Below are 17011 nucleotides of genomic sequence, written 5' to 3'. Positions count from 1 at the left end.
TCCCGAGTGTGCGCCGGGTCGAGCGGGAGGCTGTCGATGCCCGACGGCTCACGGGCCCTGTTTGCGGCGTACCGTCGATTGTGTGGAGTACACGGCCGCCAGCCTTGTGTCCCGTGTCGCCGGCGACCTCGGGCCCATGGCGGACGAGGTGATCGCCGACGTGGTGCGGTGCCTGCGGCGTGAGGTTCCCGAACTGTGGAGCAACCCGGATCTCGTCCGTATGACGTCCGAGAACATCGCCGCGCACGTCGTCGGCGTGCGGGTCGGCCTGGAACACGGCATCGACCCGAGCGAGATAGATCCGCCGGCCGCCGAGCTGGAACGAGCACGTCGGCTGGCCCGGCACGGCGCGCCGGTCACAGCGCTGTTGCGGGCCTTCCGGCTCGGTCAGGGCGTCGTCCTGGACAGACTGCTTGCTGAGATGCCGCGGCTGACGAAGGACGCGGAGTTGGTCAGCGCGGCATCGCGCCTGCTCATCGCGATGGCCAACGGATACGTGGACGACGCGTCCGAGCAGGGTGTCATGGCGTTCCAGGAGGAGCGGGACCGTCGCCTGCAGTGGCGGCTGTCCCTGGTGAACGAGGCCGGTCTGCGCATCGGGACCACCCTGGACATCGCTCGCACCACCCAGGAGCTGGCGGACCTCGCCCTCGATCATTTCGCCGACATGGTCACCGTCGACCTGCTCGACTCCGTGATCCACGGGCACGACACCCCTGCGCCGGGTCTCCTCGTACTGCACCGGGTCGCCCAGGCGTCCTCGGCGCAAGGCGTCGGCCCGGAGCCGACGGCGGGGCTGGGGGCGGTTCACGCCTGCCCGGACGGCTCGGTCACGGCACACGCACTGGCCACCGGCAAGCCCTCCCGGCACACGGCGACGCCGACGGACCCGGCCGATGTCGCCGGCCCCCACCCTGCCCGCTCGACGCTGGTGGTGCCGCTGAGTGCGCGCGGCGCCACTCTCGGCGTCGCGCGGTTCTGCCGTCACCGCAACCCGGTTCCCTTCGACGACGAGGATCTGTTCCTCGCCCAAGAGGTCGCGGCCAGGGCGGCCGTGGCCATCGACAACGCCCGCCGTTACACACACGCCCGGACCACGGCCCTCACCCTGCAGCGCAGTCTGCTGCCACGGCGTACGGCGGAGCAGTCGGCTGTCGATGTCGCCTGCCGTTATCTGCCGGCCGGTGGCCAGGCCGGTGTGGGCGGCGACTGGTACGACGTCATCCCGCTGTCCGGTGCCCGGGTCGCCCTGGTCGTGGGCGACGTGGTCGGCCACGGCATTCACGCCGCCGCCACCATGGGGCGCCTGCGCACCGCGGTGCGCACCCTCGCCGACATCGATCTGCCTCCGGAGGAGTTGCTGACGCACCTGGACGACGTCGTCATCCGGCTGTCCGCCGAGGCGTCGGACGACCCGGAGACGGAAACGGCCGGGGAAATCGGTGCCACGTGCCTGTACGCCGTCTACGACCCTGTCGACGGCCGCTGCTCCCTGGCCCGCGCAGGGCACCTCCTGCCCGCCGTGGTGAGCGGCGACGGCACCGTCGACCTTCTGGATCTGCCGCCCGGCCCACCGCTGGGCCTGGGCGGACTGCCGTTCGAAGCGGCGGAGGTCGACCTGCCCGAAGGCAGCCTGCTCGCCCTGTACACCGACGGCCTGGTCGAAGATCGTGATCGAGATGTCGACGCAGGCCTCACCCTCCTGCGCCACGCCCTTGCACAGCCTTCCGCGTCTCTGGAAGCCGCCTGCGACACAGTGCTCCAGGCCCTGGTACCAACGGACCGGCCCTACGACGATGTCGCTCTGCTGCTGGCCCGTCCCCGTGCCCTCGGGGACCACCGGGTGGCCGCCTGGGACGTGGACGCCGATCCGGCTGCCGTCGCCCGGGCCCGTTCGAACGCCTCCGAGCGGTTGGCCGCCTGGGGACTGGAGGAACTCGCCTTCATGACCGAGCTGGTGGTCAGCGAACTGGTCACCAACGCCATCCGCTACGGCCGGCCCCCCATCCGTCTGCGTCTCATCCGTGACCGCTGCCTGCTGTGCGAGGTTGCCGACGCCGGCAGTACCACCCCCCATCTGCGCCGGGCCCGCACTTTCGACGAGGGCGGACGCGGCCTGTTCCTCGTCGCCCAGCTCGCCGCGCGTTGGGGAACGCGCCATGCCCGGCAGGGCAAGACGGTCTGGGCCGAGCTGGACGGGGAGAAGCCCGACGGTCCCTCGGGCCTCGACTTCGTCCTTTAGCCGGAGCCGGGTGGGTGGACTCGAGGACGAGCAGGCACGTCGGCATGACGGCCGACGGACAGCAGGGCGATCACCTGTCCGGCGTGGCCGGCTGCGACGGCGGCGTGCAAGAGAACATCAGCAGTTCTGATGAGTTCATCGTTTTCCTGGCCGTAACTCTTGACGCGGCATTCCATCAAGCTTGAGTATTTCGTCATTACGGCGTTGTTGCGCTGACGGCACCGGTCCGTGCAACGCAATGGGGAGCGGGACCTCGCCGAGGTCCCGCTCTGGTCAGCCGTCCGCGGACCGCCTGCCCCCCCACGCACCCCGCCCCCGCTCTCTCGCGGCTCCTTCAGGAGGGCCTTTCATGCCCATGCTTACGGAGATCCCCGTCTACCGTCCCGATCTGTACTCGGCGTCGGCCATCCGCGACACTCATCCGCACTACGCCGCACTGCGTGAGCTGGGCGCCGTGGTCCGGCTGAGCAAGCACAAGGTCTACGCCCTGCCGCGCTACGCCGAGTGCAAGCAAGTGCTGCTGGACGACGACACCTTCGTCTCCTCGGGCGGCGTCGCCCTCAACCCCGTCGCCAACCGTGCGGGCCAGGGCACCACGCTGTGCAGTGACGGCGAGGAGCACGCCCGCCGCCGTTCCCTCCTCGCACACCGCCTGACCCCCAGGGCGCTGCGCACGATGAAGGAGACGGTCGAGCAGCAGGCGGCCGCCGTGGTCGAGGCAGCCGTGGCCCGGCGGACGGTCGACGCGGTGGAGGTCGCCACGGCGTTGCCGATGGCAGTCGTCCCCGACCTGGTCGGCTGGCCCCAGCGGGGCCGCGAGCATCTGCTGCGCTGGGCCGGTGCCACCTTCGACGCCATGGGCCCCATCAACCGCCAGGCGGTGCGCACACTACCCGCGTCCCTCGGCATGCTGCGCTACGCGCGCGGTGTCGTCCGTGACCGGTCCGTGCTGGACGGCAGCATGGGCCACGACCTGCTGCGCGCCGCCGACGAGGGCCGGATCATGCCCGCCGAGTGCGCCACCATGATGATCGACTACCTGGCGCCCTCTCTGGACACCACCATCAGCGCCATCTCCAGCGCGCTGTACCTGTTCGCCCTCCACCCCGAACAGTGGCGCCTGCTGAAGGCGGACCCGGACCTCGTCCCGAAAGCGGTCAACGAGGTCGTCCGCTACGAATCCCCGATCCGCGCCTTCTCCCGCACCGCCGCCCGCGACACGGAACTGGCGGGCGTCGCCCTGCCCAAGGGTTCCCGGGTGCTGGTCCTCTACGGCTCCGCCAACCGTGACCCGCTGGAGTGGGACGACCCGGACACGTTCGACATCCGCCGTGACGCCGCCCGCCAACTCGGTTTCGGCCAGGGCACCCACGGCTGCGCGGGCCAGGGACTGGCCCGCATGGAGACCTCCGCGATCCTGCACGCCCTGGTCGAACGCGTCGACCGCATCGAGGTCACCGGCCGACCCGAGTGGGCCCTGAACAACGTCATCCACCGCCTCGAGCGCCTGCCGCTCGAGCTCATCCCGGCCTGAACCCCCGCGCTCGCCCTTCTGAGGACTGCAGAGGACAGCACCATGAAGATCTCCGTCGACCATCCACGCTGCGAAGGCCACGGCCTCTGCGCCGACCAGGCTCCCGAGGTCTTCAGCCTGGACGAGGACGCCGAACTCATCTACCACTTCGAGGGCGAACAAGTCCCCGACGAGCATCGACTTGCCGCCCGCGCGGCCGTCAACGCCTGCCCGGTCGCCGCCCTGCGAGTCCTGTCGTGACCCCACGGCGCTCGGTGCTCATCGTCGGCGAGTCGCTCGCCGGCATCACCGCGGCCCGCCACCTGCGCGCCCTCGGTCACACCGGCCCCCTCACGATCATCGGCGCAGAAGAACACGGCGCCTACTCCCGCCCGCCCCTGTCCAAGGCCGTCCTGAAGGACCCGGCTGCCGACCACACCCTCGGTCTGGCCCTCGACGGACTCGACGCCGAGGTCGTCCGCTCGCCCGCGGTCACCGCCGACACCCGGCGCCGCACCGTCACCACCGCCGACGACCGACAGGTCGACTACGACGCGCTGATCGTCGCCACCGGCGCGGACGCCCGTCGGCTCGCCGCCCCCCGGCAGCGGGGCGAACTCGTCCTGCGCACCCTGGACGACGCCCGCCTGCTCCGCGCCCGCCTGGCGGACGCCGGCTCGGCGATCGTGATCGGCGCAGGATTCCTCGGCATGGAGGTGGCCGGCGCCTGCGCCGCCCGCGGCATCCCGGTCACCGTCGTGGACGCCGACCAGCCGCTGGAGCGCATCCTCGGCGGATGGCTGTCCGCCGCGATCACGGCACGCGCCGCGGCGCACGGCATCCGCTTCATCCAGACCACCGGCTTCGCCACCCTGACCGGCGACCCCGTGGGCGGCGTGGCGCTCCCCGACGGCACCGAACTCACCGCGGACCTGGTGGTCACCTGCGCGGGAGAAGTACCCGGCGTCGGCTGGCTGGCAGGGACGGGCCTCGCCGACCGCCTCGGCGTCGGCATCGACGATGCCTGCGCCACCACCATCCCCGGCGTGTTCGCCGCCGGCGACGTCACCTACCTCCGCGGCGACGGCACACGGCCCGACCGGCGTGCGCCCTTCTGGTCCAACGCCGTCGCCCAGGGCAGGGCCGCGGCGGCCTCCGCCCTCGGTCTCCCTGCGCCGGGACCGCCGCAGGACGACTACTTCTGGACCGAGATCGCCGGTCTCGCCGTCAAGGTCGTCGGGCCTGTGCCGCTGATCGGCGAACCCACCTCGGTGCAGGGCAGCGTGGCCGACGGACACGCGCTGCTGACCTGGAGCCATGCCGACGGTACGTCGACGGTGGTCGCCTATGGCCAGCGCAAACCCGTCGCCGCGCTGCGGGCCTTGGCCGCCACGCCATCGCCGCCGTCACCCTGACGGCGGCAGACGAGCGTCACCGAGTAGGAGTGCCACTGGGTGCGGGCATCGCCGGAGTGCTCTTACCTGCGAAGGACCTCGGGGCGATTCAAGGTCCGCCTGCTCGCCCTCCACCTTGCCGCTTCCGGAGTTCCCCTGTCCCATGGCGGCGCGTGGTCCGACTTCCGGTCGAGCGCCTTCGCTCCTGACTACCGTCCAGACCGACTGCGTGACGGTGATCACGGGCGTCCTTCGGGGGGTGCTGCGTAGCATTGGGCCGTCGCCACGGTGGGGTCCGCGAGAGTGGGCGAAGCCTTCCCCTGTTACCTGGCGGAGCGTCAGGGAAGTCGGCAAGCGGTCAGCATGATTCCCGAAAAACCTGGGGACAGCTGCCCGGACATACGACTCGCTGTAAAGGTGTGGAAACAGCCCTTGACCTGCAAAAACGCAGGCAGGGAGCCAACTTTTGGGAGTACCCCGATGCTGCGCACCATGTTCAAGTCCAAGATCTAGCGTTTGGGTGTTTTTGCAGGTCAGAGCCCTGATTGCCGCCTCCAGGTCAGCAAAAGGTCAGTCGGATGTCCCGAAGAGGAACACCTCTTCCGAGGAACCACAAAGGGATTTGAAGCCAGTGCGGGTACACAAACGTCAGGCTTCACTCCCACATCAACGGACCCAGGGGTGGCAACGGCCTTTGCCAGACACTCAGAACAATTCGGGGAATCCGTAGTGCAGGTAATTCCTCGGAGTGCACTCGAAGGGGTTGACACCGCGAGAGGTTACATCCGGGCAGAGGCAGAAGTCGGCGTGAACCTATCTGCTTCTGAGCTGACTCGCCGAGCTACTGTAGAGCTTCCGGTTGGCACCGCTCATAGTATTCTTCAAGGTATGGGGATCCACGTTCCTCGAATCAATACTTACGAAGGAATCAGCGATGCCCTGGAATGGGACATACCGAAACTTGCACCTGAACAGATCAAACAATTTGTGGCGGAGGCCTACAGGCATGGCTGACAGTACTGCGGGGAAGTTGCAGATCTACGAGGTTGAGGAGAGGACTGCCACCGCAGTGACTTGCATCGTTCGCTGCGTGGCGGGCGTGGTGCGCACTGGCCAGCATTTCAGCATCGATTCAGATACCGGCTCCAACATGATTGCAGCACCCTTGATCCTGGACTGGATCAACCGCTATGAGCGGCTAGTGGATTTTATTGATCCGCCCCATATCGCCAAGGTCCACATGTCGGGCGAGGTGGTGGGAACGCTAGAAAGAGGGGCGACCCTCACCGCAATCACAGTCGGTGAGTAAGGGTAAAATTTTCGGACAAAGTCAGGGGGTTCCCGGGTCAAGGCAATGGGCGGGGCAGTCGATGATCTCGGACCGCCGGGAATTACAGCGCCCGGTACCTTACCCCCGATCTGCTCGGGCTCGTCCCAGCGCCCAACCCAACCACCTATGTTCGTAATCCACACGGACGATCTGATTCACTCGGACTTGCTCCCGAATGTCCTCGTGGCAAGAATGGGCGTGGGACTTACGGCTTCAGGGAGCCGAGCCCGGACTATCCGCCCGACGAAGGAGCGGCCGCAGCCATGAGGTCTGCTCCGATTTGTGGGAATATCGACTGTTCGGATATTGTAGAGTATATGGTGATTGTGTCCAGTCGTGGCGAGCGGGCGGTGCAGGCGCTGAGCAGGTTTGGGGAACTCGCATGGTTCAAATTGCCCACGGAATTCAATGCTGCATATGGCTATGCTCAGGTTCCTTACATGGGGTGGCGCTACGCGTTCCCAGAAGAAGGAGTGGCGCAGCTCATTGAAGCAGCCGTGAGGGCTCTGCCGACGTAAGTTGACTGGGAAATCGACAGAACGCGCAGAAACTGGGTGCTGGTCCCAACGCGGGTCCTGCGTGAGGCGCACGGGCTCGCCGACCCCGGCTTCAGAGACGTTGTTCACTCTATCAACGTTCAAGATCAAGAATTTTGCCTCAAAGTGCTGTCGGATTTCGAACTCATCATCCAGCATCTGCTGCAGGTGCACATCTCGGAAGACCGAGGCAGTAAGCTTTCCCGACCTCATTTTGGGTGGTCAGTTGCAGGGGCAGCACCGGCCGACGACCTACACCGGCGGTGAGGCGACCGGCCCTCGCGAGTACGTGGGCACGTGCATCGCTCAAGCCGGCAACGTCCGCTGCGAAAACGATGAGCTGGGCCACATCACCTTGCGTCAGAAGACGCACTGTCGGCACAGACCCGGACACCAGGCGCTACGAGTGGGATGCGGAAAACCGCCTCATTGGGATGACGACACCGGACGGCACGCGCTGGCGCTACAGGTACGGCCCCCTTGCTGCCGCACGGCGAGACTTCGCCTGGCGGAAGACGGCGAAACGGCTCACGGCGCCTCATCCCGCTCCGCGTCCACGGTCAGACGGACCCTGCCCTCGGCGAGTGACGGTGTCGGTGACGCACAGATTTCCGGACGTCAAGAGGTCGTCCATGGTGAGCAGCCCGACAGGAAGGAAGCGAGCGGGTCGGCGGGCGGCTGTCGGCCTCCGGCTCGACGGTGTTGCACTCGGCGATGCGCATGAACGCCGTGCCTACCTCGGCGGCGGAGAGTTCGCCGCCGAGAGGCATGAAGCCGTACGACTGTCCGGGCTCGGTGATCGGCCAGAGCGTGTAACCGGTGGGCGCGTAGACCTCGAGGACGGGCTGCAACACGATCATCCGCGAATGGTGCGGCATGCCCTCCCTACACCGCGCCCCGCATGACGCAACGGCAGCCCGCGCATCCGCTGCGGACGTGAGGCCATCTGCGGAACTGGAACGAGCCGAGGCTGAACCTGAGGGTGCCTCGGGCTACGCCCGCCCGCCAGCGCCGACCTCCCAGGGGCCGCGCTGCGTCATTGCCGTCGTGGTGCCGGAGCCAGGCTCCTCTTCATTGGCGTGTCGCGTTCGCCCGAGCGCGTTGAGCCGGGCCAACTGGCCGTCGGTGAACACGAGGTCCGACGCCGCGACGTTCTCCGCGAGATGCGTGGGCGAGCTGGTGCCGGGAATAGGAATGATCGTCGGGGAGCGGTGCAGGAGCCACGCGAGCGCCACCTGACTCGGAGTCGCTTCCAGCTCGGTGGCGATGTCGGTCACAGGGCTTCCCACGGCTGCGAGTTCACCGCGGGCGATCGGCAGCCATGCGATGAATGCGATCGAGTGCTTCTCGCAATACTCGAGCACCTCGTCATTGTGCCGGTCGGCCAGGTTGTACACGTTCTGCACGCTGGCCACGGTGATGTGCTCACGGGCCTCCACCAGTTCGGCGACGGTGACCTTCGACAGCCCGATGTGCCGGACCTTTCCTTCGTCCTGCAGTTCCTTGAGCGCGCCGAACTGCTCGGCCGCCGGCACCTTCGGGTCGATCCGGTGCAGCTGAAAGAGGTCGATGCGGTCGAGTCCCAGCCGACGCAGGCTCAGCTCGGCCTGTTGCCTGAGGTATTCCGGTCGGCCCAACGGCACCCACTGATCGGGACGGGGCCGGCACTGTCCGGCCTTCGTCGCGATCACCAGGCTGTCGGGGTACGGGCGCAGCGCTTCGGCCAGGACTTCCTCGCTGCTCCCCAGCCCGTAGGAATCGGCCGTGTCGATGAAGGACACACCGAGGTCCACGGCCAGCCGGGCCGTGCTGATCGCCGCTTCACGGTCTTCCGGCGGACCCCAGTGTCCCGGGCCGGTCAGCCGCAGGGCGCCGAATCCCATCCGGTGAACCGGAAGGTCGCCACCCAGGGAGAGGGTGGTCCTGTCGGGCTGCGCCATGCGTTCCTCCTGAACGACGTCCGTGAACTCGGGTGGGCATGTGGTGGCCTCGGTGCGGGCGCGGCGGTGACGGCGGCTGCCGACCGAGCCGAGGGGACGGCCTCTGCCATCCGGACATGGTGGATCCCTGGATCAGGGGGCCACCGTGGACGGCACCCGCTCGTCGGCTCTGCGGGTCACCTCGTGTCCCCGCGCCAGGGTGAGCCGTACGATGTCGCAGACCCGGCGAATGTCCTCGCGGGAGACGGTGGGACCGGTGGGCAGGGCGAGTACCTTCTGCGCGAGCCGTTCGGTGTGCGGCAGGGTGACCGGCTGCTCCGAGCGGTAGGGCTCCATCTCGTGGCATCCAGGGGAGAAGTACCGCTGGCACACCACGTTCTCCGCTCTGAGCACCTCGTCCAGCAGGTCACGGTGGACACCGGTCACCGCGGCGTCGACTTCCACGATCAGGTAGTGGTAGTTGTTGCGCTCGGCACGGTTGAATTCCAAGACCTTCAGCCCGGAGAGCCCAGCCAGTTCCGACTGGTAGTCGTCGTAGTTGGCCTCGTTCCGGCGAACCGTTTCCTCGAAGGCGTCGAGTGAGGTCAGGCCCATTGCGGCGGCGGCTTCGGTCATCTTCCCGTTGGTGCCCGTCTCCGTGGACACGCGTCTCTGGGCGAATCCGAAGTTGTGCATCGCGCGGACCCGCTGGGCCAGTTTCTCGTCATCGGTCACCACGGCGCCGCCCTCGAAGGCGTTGACCACCTTGGTGGCATGGAAGCTGAACACCTCGGCTTGCCCGAAACCACCGATCGGCTGTCCTTCCGACGTGCAGCCGAGCCCGTGTGCGGCATCGTAGAACAGCTTGACGCCGTGATCGGCCGCGACCTTCGCGAGCTGGTCGACCGCGCAGGGTCGACCCCACAGATGGACCGGAACGATCGCACTCGTGCGAGGGGTGATCGCCGCCTCGACCAATGCGGGATCCAGGCAATTGGTGGCCGGGTCGATGTCAACGAAAACCGGGGTCAGACCCAGCCAGCGGAACGCTTGGGCGGTCGCCGGGAAGGTCAGCGACGGCATGATGACCTCCCCGGACAGATCGGCGGCGCGAGCCAGCAGCTGGAGGGCGATGGTCGCGTTGCAGGTCGACACGCAATAGCGCACGCCGGCCAGCTCCGCCACTCGCTGCTCGAACTCCCGGGCCAGCGGTCCGCCGTTGGTCAGCCACTGGTGGTCCAGCGCCCAGTTCACACGATCGAAGAACCGGGCTCGGTCACCGACGTTGGGCCGCCCCACGAGAAGCGGTTGCAGGAATGCCGAAGAACCGCCGAACATGGCGAGATCACCGAGATTGCGTTTCATGGTCATACCTCCCCGGTGCATGGAAAGGTGCACCCGGCAGCGGCCGGCACAAAGGAATTGGACGTGCCGAAGAGACGGGGACCGCAGTGCACGACGATTGCCCCGTCGTGCACGTGCGAGAGGAGCGTACGGACTCGATCAGTGCTTGCGGCGCCAGTAGATGCCCGTCACGTCCACCGTCTCGATCGGTTCGTCGATGCCGTGTTCACTCCGGTAGTCATGGACGGCCTGCTTGCACGCCGGGATCAGGTAGTCGTCCACGATCACGAACCCACCCACGGAGACCTTGGGGTAGAGGTTGACCAGCGCGTCCATCGTCGACTCGTACAGGTCGCCGTCCACCCGCAGGACCGCGAGCCGATCGATCGGCGCAGTCGGCAGCGTGTCGGCGAACATGCCGGGTAGGAACTTGACCTGGTCGTCGAGCAGGCCGTAGCGAGCGAAGTTCTCCCGCACCTGCTCCTCGGAGCAGCTCAGTACCCAGTTCAGGTTGTGGAACTCCATGGCCTGGTCGAGCGGGTGGCTGTCCTCGGACGTCACGGGGACACCGGCGAACGAGTCGGCCAGCCATACGTTCCGGTCTTCCGCGCCGTGCGCCTTGAGGAGTGCGCGCATCAGGATGCAGGCGCCACCGCGCCACACGCCGGTCTCGATGAGATCGCCGGGAACACCGTCCCGGAGCACCTGCTCCACACACATCTGGATGTTGTCCAGGCGGTGCAGGCCGATCATGGTGTGCGCGACCGTCGGCACGTCCAGACCTTCGGCCCGGTGGTCGGCGTCGAACATCCCGCGGTCGATGGCCGAGCCTTCCGCGTCCGGACGCATGCTGTCCGCCAGGTCCTTGTCCAGGACGTTCATCCCGACAGGGAAAGTCGGGTGATCCCCATAGATAGTGTTTGAAACAACACGTTTCATGAGGTCCACGTAAAGCTCGCGCGTCTGCACAGTCAAAGTGCCCCCAGATGGAGAATCAAGCAGAGAGTGAATTCTTTCGACCGACCCTAACGGCTATCCGAAAGGGGGGCAAGGATTCATTTCGGCGGTATCGGTGGATACGCTCGACGGGTCATGCGATTTCAGAATTGCTTCTGTTTCTCGTCGGTTCTCCGTCTACTGGCCATTGTCCCACTGCTGCGCATCTCATTGCAATCCTCGTCAGGTCGAATTCCCGGAAATGGGGCGGGCCGTAGGTGAAATTTGGTCGATGTCCCTGGGCCGGCGCGGGCCGCCGCGGTCACGTCACCGCAAGAAGCCGCGTGCGTCCTCCCAGCCTGCTGCGACATCCGCCTCCAGCTGGTTGAGTCGTGCCGTGACCACTTGGTCGAACCCGTCCATGAAGTACTCGTCACCGGCGTGCGGAGCTATCCGGTGGTCGTCGTTCACGAACCGCTCGACGACCTCCGCCAGGGAGGTTCCCGGCCCGACCCGGCCTGCGATGTAGCGGTCCGCTCCGTCGAGATTCGGGAACCCTGCCTCCCGGTACAGGTACACGTCACCCAGTAGGTCCACCTGTACGGACACCTGGGGATGCACGGACGGGCGCATGGTCTGGGGCCTGATCCGCAGCAGCTCGGCGTCAGCGCCGGTCTTCAGGCTGTGCAACGCGTAGCCGTAGTCGATGTTCAACGTGGGGGTCCGCCGGCTCACCTGCTCCTCGAACGCGAGGAGCCCTTCCTGGAGTTCAGTGCGTTCGGCCTCGGACAACCTGCCGTCTCCTCGGCCGCTGTAGTCCTCACGTACGTTCAGGAAGTCCACCGGTCGGTCCGGCGCTGCCTCGTTCAGCTCGGCGATGAAGTCGACGAGGTCGAGCAGGCGGTGGATGCGCCCGGGCAGCACGATGTAGCTGAGCCCGACCCGAATCGGGCTCTCCCGCTCGGAACGCAGCTGCTGGAAGCGTCGCAGATTGGCGCGGACCCTTCCGAAGGAGGCCCGCTTACCCGTGGTCTCCTCGTACTCCTCGTCATTGAGCCCGTACAACGAGGTGCGCACCGCGTGCAGGTCCCACACCCCGGGCTGTCTGGCCAGCGTCCGCTCGGTGAGCGCGAACGAGTTCGTGTAGACGGTCGGCCGCAGGCCGCGGGCCGCCGCACGACTGCTGAGCGCGCCCAGCTCCGGGTTGGTCAGGGGCTCCAGGCCGCCGGAGAAGTACATGGCGTACGGGTTGTCGGCCGGTATCTCGTCGATGACGGACTCGAACATCGCATTACCGGACTCCAGCGCCGAGGGATCGTAGCGAGCACCGGTCACCCGGACGCAGAAGTGGCAACGGAACATACAGCTCGGCCCCGGGTACAGGCCCACGATGTAAGGGAAGACCGGCTTGTGCGCCAGGGCCGAGTCGAAGACTCCCCGCCGCTCCAGCGGCAGCAGGGTGTTCTGCCAGTACTTGCCCGCCGGCCCGGTCTCCACGGCGTGACGCAGCTCCGGGACGAGGCCGAAGAGACCGAGGAGACGGCTGAAGGAAGCCCGGTCGACGTCCAGCAGCCGACGTGCGTCTTCGAGGGGGGTGAAGGGGTGGTTCCCGAAATGCTGGGCCAGCTGTACGAGCCGGCGGGCGACCGTCAGGTCCTCGTCAGCTCCGACGTGGCCGTCGGCGGTCAGGGCGCGATGCACCGTGTGGACCGCTGCCGGGAGGTCGGCGCCAGGGCGAGCGCACATCGCGACCGGATCGGCCGGGGTGGAGGCTTGAGACATCATCCTTCATGTCCAATCGTCTGCGTCCGGATGCTCGGTTCGGTCGCCGGGGAACAGGGGCAGGACGGCGCCACGCCCCCCTGTCGTCGGGTCACCTCCGCCCTCAAGGCGCGCAGCGGCACGTGCCCGGGCGTTCCTGACGGGGGTGGGTGCCGCCCTGTCGCGGCGGGGCGGTCACCGGGGCAGCACCGTGAGGGAGGCGGTCAGGGACGTCTTGGCGGCGGAGGGCCCCACGTACACGGACCTCTTGCCGGTGCCCAGCTTCCAGGTGCCTACGGACGTGTCCCAGTAACGCAGTTGCTGCTCGTCGACGGGGACGGTGACGCGCCGCTGCTCTCCCGGCTGGAGGGTGATCTTGGTGAATCCGGCGAGTTTGCGCAGCGCCTGGGGGGCCTGGGTGTCCGGGCTGGCGCCGAGGTAGACCTGGACGGTCTCCCTGCCTGCCCGGTCACCGGTGTTGCGGACGGTGACCGTGGCGTCGAGTCCTTGGGCGGTGCGCGCCACGGACAGGTCGCTGTAGGCGAAGGTGGTGTACGACAGGCCGTACCCGAACGGGAAGAGCGGTGCTACGCCGGTCCGGTCGTACCAGCGGTAGCCGACATCCAGTCCCTCGGAGTAGGTCTCCTTCCCGTCGACGCCCGGGTAGCGGTGCGGGTCACCGGCCATGGGGTGGCCGGTCTCGGTGGCGGGGAAGGTCTGTGTCAGCCGACCGCTGGGGTTGGCGTCGCCGAACAGCAGCGAGGCGGTGGCCTCCGCGCCCTCTTGTCCCGGGTACCACATCTCCAGCACGGCGGCGGTCTCGCGCAGCCATGGCATGAGCACCGAGGAACCGGTGTTGAGGACGACGATCGTGCGGGGGTTGACCTTGGTGACCGCCGCGATCAGCTCGTCCTGCCGGCCGGGCAGGGACAGCGAGGTCCGGTCGACGCCTTCGGCGCTGTCGTCCTGGGCGAAGACGATGGCGGTGCGGGCCTTGGCCGCCGCCGCGACGGCACGGCTGAAGTCGTCCCGGGCCGCCTCGGGAGTGACCCAGCTCAGTTCCACCGACAGCGGGGTCTGTTCGAAGGCCCAGCCGTTCATGGTGACTTCGTGCGTGCCGCGGGTCAGATGCATCGTGGTGGTGACGGTGCCGAACGCCTCGGTGCCGAGGACAGCGGACTGCCCCGCGATCTGCAGGTTGGCGACCCCGCCGACGGCGCTGAAGGCGATCTTGTAGTCACCGTCGGCGGGGACGGTGAGTCGACCCTTGTAGAAGACGCCCTGGCCGCTGGGCTCCAACTGCTTCCCGCCCTTGAAAGCGGGAACGAGGGAGCTGTCGGGCACGGGCACCCCGACGAGGTCCTCGCCGGGCTCGTAGACGACCCGGGCCTTGTCGCCGGCGCGTCGTGCGAGGGCGTCGACGGGGGCGGTCGCCTGGTCGGGTATGACGTGCGCGCTGCCGTTGCCGGTGACCTTGGGGTGCTTGGCGCTGTTGCCGATGACGGCGATGTCCGTGGCGTCCTCGCCGGCCAAGGGCAGCATCCGGTGCTCGTTGCGCAGCAGCACACCGCCGTTCTCGGCGATGGCGCGGGCCGCCCTGCGGCCGGCCTCGGGGTCACGCTGCGGGCGCTCGGTCGCCTTGCCGTCGAGCAGGCCGAAACGCTCCATCTGGCCGACGATGCGGATGACGGACCGATCGAGCGTCGCCTCGGGGATGCTGCCGTCCTGGATGGCCGTCTTGAGCGCGGAGGAGAAGTACTTTGAGTCCGGCACCGGCTGGCCCAGGGTCAGCTCGACGCCGAGTTCCTGGTCGAGGCCCTTGTCGATGTCGCTGGTGGCATGGGTGGCCAGCCAGTCGGACATCACCCAGCCGCGGAAGTCCCACTGTTCGCGCAGCACGTCCTGCAGCAGATGCGCGTTGCCGCAGGCGTGCGCGCCGTTGACGCGGTTGTACGAGCACATCACCGAGGCGGCTCCCGCCTTCACGGCGCTGCGGAAGGCCGGCAGCTCCACCTCCTGCAGCGTCTGCTCGTCGACGGTGGCGTCGATGGTCTCCCGCTGGTACTCCTGATTGTTCGCGGCGAAGTGTTTGACCGTGGCCATCAGGCCCTGGTCCTGGATGCCGCGGATCTCGTCGGCGGCCATCCGGGACGACAGCAGGGGATCCTCGCTGTACGTCTCGAAGTTCCGCCCGGCGTTCGGCACCCGAATGATGTTGGTCATGGGGCCGAGGACGATGTCCTGCCCGAGGGCCCGTCCCTCCCGGCCCAGGACGGTGCCGTACTCCTCCGCGAGGTGTCCGTCGAAGGTGGAGGCCAGCGCCACGGGGGTGGGCATGGCGGTGGCGGTACCGCCGAGCAGCCGGATGCCGACCGGGCCGTCGGCGGTGCGCAGCTCGGGTATGCCGAGTCGTGGAACACCCGGCAGGTAGCCGATGCCGGTCATGGTCGGCCCGCCCTCAGGCCCGGTCGTCCAGTGGACGAACGAGATCTTCTCGTCGAGGGTCATCCTCGCCACCAGGGCGCGCACCCTCGGGGTCCCCGGACCGGCGTCCGGGGCGCCGGCGGCGGAAGGGGCGGTGAGGAGACCGCCGACGCACAAGGCCGCGAGAGCTGAGCCGACGGTGCGCCGGGTGCGGCGGCCGGTTCTCCTTTTGCCGAACAGCATGCTGACGGGCGTCCTTTCTGCTGAGGCTGCCGTCCTCACAGGGGCAATGGCATTCGTCTTCTGCGTGGGCACGGCCCGGTCGCTGTCCCTACGGCCTCGCCACCAGCCCCGGGCAGCCCCACGTCTGCGGCCGGGGCCGCTCACCTCGCGCCATGTCACGACGCTCACCAGGCCACGAGCATCTTGCGCGGCCCCCGCACCACCATCTCCGTCTTCCACTCGACGCCCTGAGCGAGGTGCAGCCCGGGGAGTCCGTCGAGCAGGGTCCGCAGTGCCTCCTGGAGTTCCAGTCGCGCGAGGGACGCACCGAGGCAGTGATGCGGACCATGCCCGTAACCCAGATGCTGGCGGGCGTGGTCGCGGGTGATGTCGAGCACGCCGGGTGAGGGGAAGCGCAGGGCGTCCCGGTTGGCCGCGTTCATCTGGATCAGAACCGGCTCGCCCGCCCGCACCAGAGTCCCACCCACCTCGACGTCCTCGGTGGCGTAGCGCGGGAACCCCGCTTGGCTGCCCAGCGGAACGAATCGCGTCAGCTCCTCCACCGCGTTGTCCAGCAGATCCGGTCGGTCGCGGAGGAGGGCCAACTGGTCCGGCTGTTCGAGCAGGACCAGGACGAAGTTGCTGATCTGGCTGGCCGTGGTCTCGTGTCCGGCGAACAGCAGGAAGACGATCAGGTTGACCAACTCGTCCTGCGAGAGCCGGCCCTCGGCGTCGCGGGCCTCCACGAGTGCCGATACGAGGTCGTCCTGCGGGGCGGCGCGACGGTCTGCGACCAGGTCTGCCAGATAGCCGGTCAACTCGCCGGCCAGCCGCACATGGTCCTCGGCGGTGAGCGAACTGGTGGACATCGCTATGTCGCACCAGCCGCGGAAGAGCGCACGGTCCTCCTCGGGCACGCCCAACAGGCCGCAGATGACCGCCACAGGGATCGGGACGGCGTAGTGCTCCACGAGGTCGACAGGCGAACCGATCGCCGTCATGTCCCGGAGCAGCGACGCGGTCATCTCCCTGACACGCGGTCGCATGGCCTCCACGCGGCGCGGAGTGAATGCTTTGGTCACCAGCCCACGCAGCCTGGTGTGGTCAGGTGCGTCCATGCCGAGGATGCCGTTGGGGGTCCGCAGTTCCCGCATGCGCGGCGCGTCGTTCTCCGCCTCCGCGGCGTGGCTGAACCGCCGGTCGCCGAGGACGAAACGCGCGTCGTCGTAACGGGAGACGAGCCAGCCAGGCTCCCCGTACGGCATGCGGACCCATAGGAGTCCTTCGCTCTTCTGGGCATGCTCGTACGTCTCGTCCAGTTCCAGTCCCTCCGAACGGCTGAAGGGATAGGAGACGGGTGCGGACTTCGTCCTGCTCAATTCGGGCCCCA

Annotated in this window: 13 protein-coding genes; 7 read left to right on the top strand and 6 right to left on the bottom strand. The window is 67.9% G+C overall.

From position 1 onward, the window contains the following. Positions 1-82 precede the first annotated feature (82 nt). The 7 genes from ACFY5B_RS08740 to ACFY5B_RS08710 all read left to right on the top strand — a co-directional run bounded on the left by ACFY5B_RS08740 (position 83) and on the right by ACFY5B_RS08710 (position 7920). Positions 83-2242, top strand: a complete 2160-nt coding sequence (locus ACFY5B_RS08740; RefSeq protein ID WP_389966573.1) for a SpoIIE family protein phosphatase — start codon at positions 83-85, stop codon at positions 2240-2242. A 44-nt stretch (positions 2243-2286) separates the two neighbouring features. Next, positions 2287-2427: a hypothetical protein gene (locus ACFY5B_RS08735; RefSeq protein ID WP_389966570.1), complete on the top strand. Its 141-nt coding sequence runs from the start codon at positions 2287-2289 to the stop codon at positions 2425-2427. Between the two features lie 164 nt (positions 2428-2591). Continuing rightward, positions 2592-3776: a cytochrome P450 gene (locus tag ACFY5B_RS08730; protein ID WP_389966567.1), complete on the top strand. Its 1185-nt coding sequence runs from the start codon at positions 2592-2594 to the stop codon at positions 3774-3776. A 42-nt stretch (positions 3777-3818) separates the two neighbouring features. Then, positions 3819-4016: a ferredoxin gene (locus ACFY5B_RS08725; protein WP_389966564.1), complete on the top strand. Its 198-nt coding sequence runs from the start codon at positions 3819-3821 to the stop codon at positions 4014-4016. Continuing rightward, positions 4013-5170, top strand: a complete 1158-nt coding sequence (locus tag ACFY5B_RS08720) for an NAD(P)/FAD-dependent oxidoreductase (protein ID WP_389966561.1) — start codon at positions 4013-4015, stop codon at positions 5168-5170. The genes ACFY5B_RS08725 and ACFY5B_RS08720 overlap by 4 nt, the downstream gene beginning before the upstream one ends. A 985-nt stretch (positions 5171-6155) precedes the next feature. Next, the gene (locus ACFY5B_RS08715) at positions 6156-6458 is read left to right on the top strand and encodes a hypothetical protein (RefSeq protein WP_389966558.1); all 303 of its coding nucleotides are present in this window, start codon (positions 6156-6158) and stop codon (positions 6456-6458) included. Between the two features lie 892 nt (positions 6459-7350). Continuing rightward, positions 7351-7920, top strand: coding sequence for a hypothetical protein (locus ACFY5B_RS08710; RefSeq protein ID WP_389966555.1), 570 nt, complete (start codon positions 7351-7353; stop codon positions 7918-7920). 87 nt (positions 7921-8007) lie between these two features. Here the strand turns inward: ACFY5B_RS08710 and ACFY5B_RS08705 are convergent, their stop codons facing one another. From ACFY5B_RS08705 to ACFY5B_RS08680, 6 genes are all read right to left on the bottom strand, one after another. Beyond that, complete coding sequence (locus tag ACFY5B_RS08705; RefSeq protein WP_389966553.1) at positions 8008-8955, bottom strand: aldo/keto reductase; 948 nt, start codon at positions 8953-8955, stop codon at positions 8008-8010. A 132-nt stretch (positions 8956-9087) separates the two neighbouring features. Next, a complete protein-coding gene (locus ACFY5B_RS08700) occupies positions 9088-10299 on the bottom strand; it encodes a dTDP-4-dehydro-6-deoxyglucose aminotransferase (protein WP_389966550.1) in 1212 nt (403 codons plus the stop codon). A gap of 138 nt (positions 10300-10437) precedes the next feature. After that, positions 10438-11226 carry a TylF/MycF family methyltransferase gene (locus ACFY5B_RS08695; protein ID WP_389967694.1) on the bottom strand — a complete coding sequence of 263 codons (789 nt, stop codon included), beginning with the start codon at positions 11224-11226 and terminating at the stop codon, positions 10438-10440. 315 nt (positions 11227-11541) lie between these two features. After that, a complete protein-coding gene (gene desII / locus ACFY5B_RS08690; RefSeq protein WP_389966548.1) occupies positions 11542-12999 on the bottom strand; it encodes a dTDP-4-amino-4,6-dideoxy-D-glucose ammonia-lyase in 1458 nt (485 codons plus the stop codon). A 171-nt stretch (positions 13000-13170) separates the two neighbouring features. Then, positions 13171-15642 carry a beta-glucosidase gene (locus tag ACFY5B_RS08685; RefSeq protein ID WP_389966545.1) on the bottom strand — a complete coding sequence of 824 codons (2472 nt, stop codon included), beginning with the start codon at positions 15640-15642 and terminating at the stop codon, positions 13171-13173. A 164-nt stretch (positions 15643-15806) separates the two neighbouring features. Continuing rightward, the gene (locus ACFY5B_RS08680; protein ID WP_389966542.1) at positions 15807-17000 is read right to left on the bottom strand and encodes a cytochrome P450; all 1194 of its coding nucleotides are present in this window, start codon (positions 16998-17000) and stop codon (positions 15807-15809) included. Positions 17001-17011 lie beyond the last annotated feature (11 nt).

It is taken from the genome of Streptomyces sp. NPDC013187 (assembly GCF_042899705.1).
Taxonomy (GTDB): Bacteria; Actinomycetota; Actinomycetes; order Streptomycetales; family Streptomycetaceae; genus Streptomyces; species Streptomyces hawaiiensis_A.
The sequence above is the reverse complement of the archived record's forward strand: the minus strand, read 5'-3'. Positions and strand labels throughout refer to the sequence as shown.

Bases quoted from the DNA above. Each gene is read 5' to 3' on its own strand.
- ACFY5B_RS08735 (WP_389966570.1), top strand. From the start codon at position 2,287: ATGACGGCCGACGGACAGCAGGGCGATCACCTGTCCGGCGTGGCCGGC.
- ACFY5B_RS08730 (WP_389966567.1), top strand. From the start codon at position 2,592: ATGCCCATGCTTACGGAGATCCCCGTCTACCGTCCCGATCTGTACTCG.
- ACFY5B_RS08725 (WP_389966564.1), top strand. From the start codon at position 3,819: ATGAAGATCTCCGTCGACCATCCACGCTGCGAAGGCCACGGCCTCTGC.
- ACFY5B_RS08715 (WP_389966558.1), top strand. From the start codon at position 6,156: ATGGCTGACAGTACTGCGGGGAAGTTGCAGATCTACGAGGTTGAGGAG.
- ACFY5B_RS08710 (WP_389966555.1), top strand. From the start codon at position 7,351: ATGAGCTGGGCCACATCACCTTGCGTCAGAAGACGCACTGTCGGCACA.
- ACFY5B_RS08705 (WP_389966553.1), bottom strand. From the start codon at position 8,955: ATGGCGCAGCCCGACAGGACCACCCTCTCCCTGGGTGGCGACCTTCCG.
- ACFY5B_RS08700 (WP_389966550.1), bottom strand. From the start codon at position 10,299: ATGAAACGCAATCTCGGTGATCTCGCCATGTTCGGCGGTTCTTCGGCA.
- desII (WP_389966548.1), bottom strand. From the start codon at position 12,999: ATGATGTCTCAAGCCTCCACCCCGGCCGATCCGGTCGCGATGTGCGCT.
- ACFY5B_RS08685 (WP_389966545.1), bottom strand. From the start codon at position 15,642: ATGCTGTTCGGCAAAAGGAGAACCGGCCGCCGCACCCGGCGCACCGTC.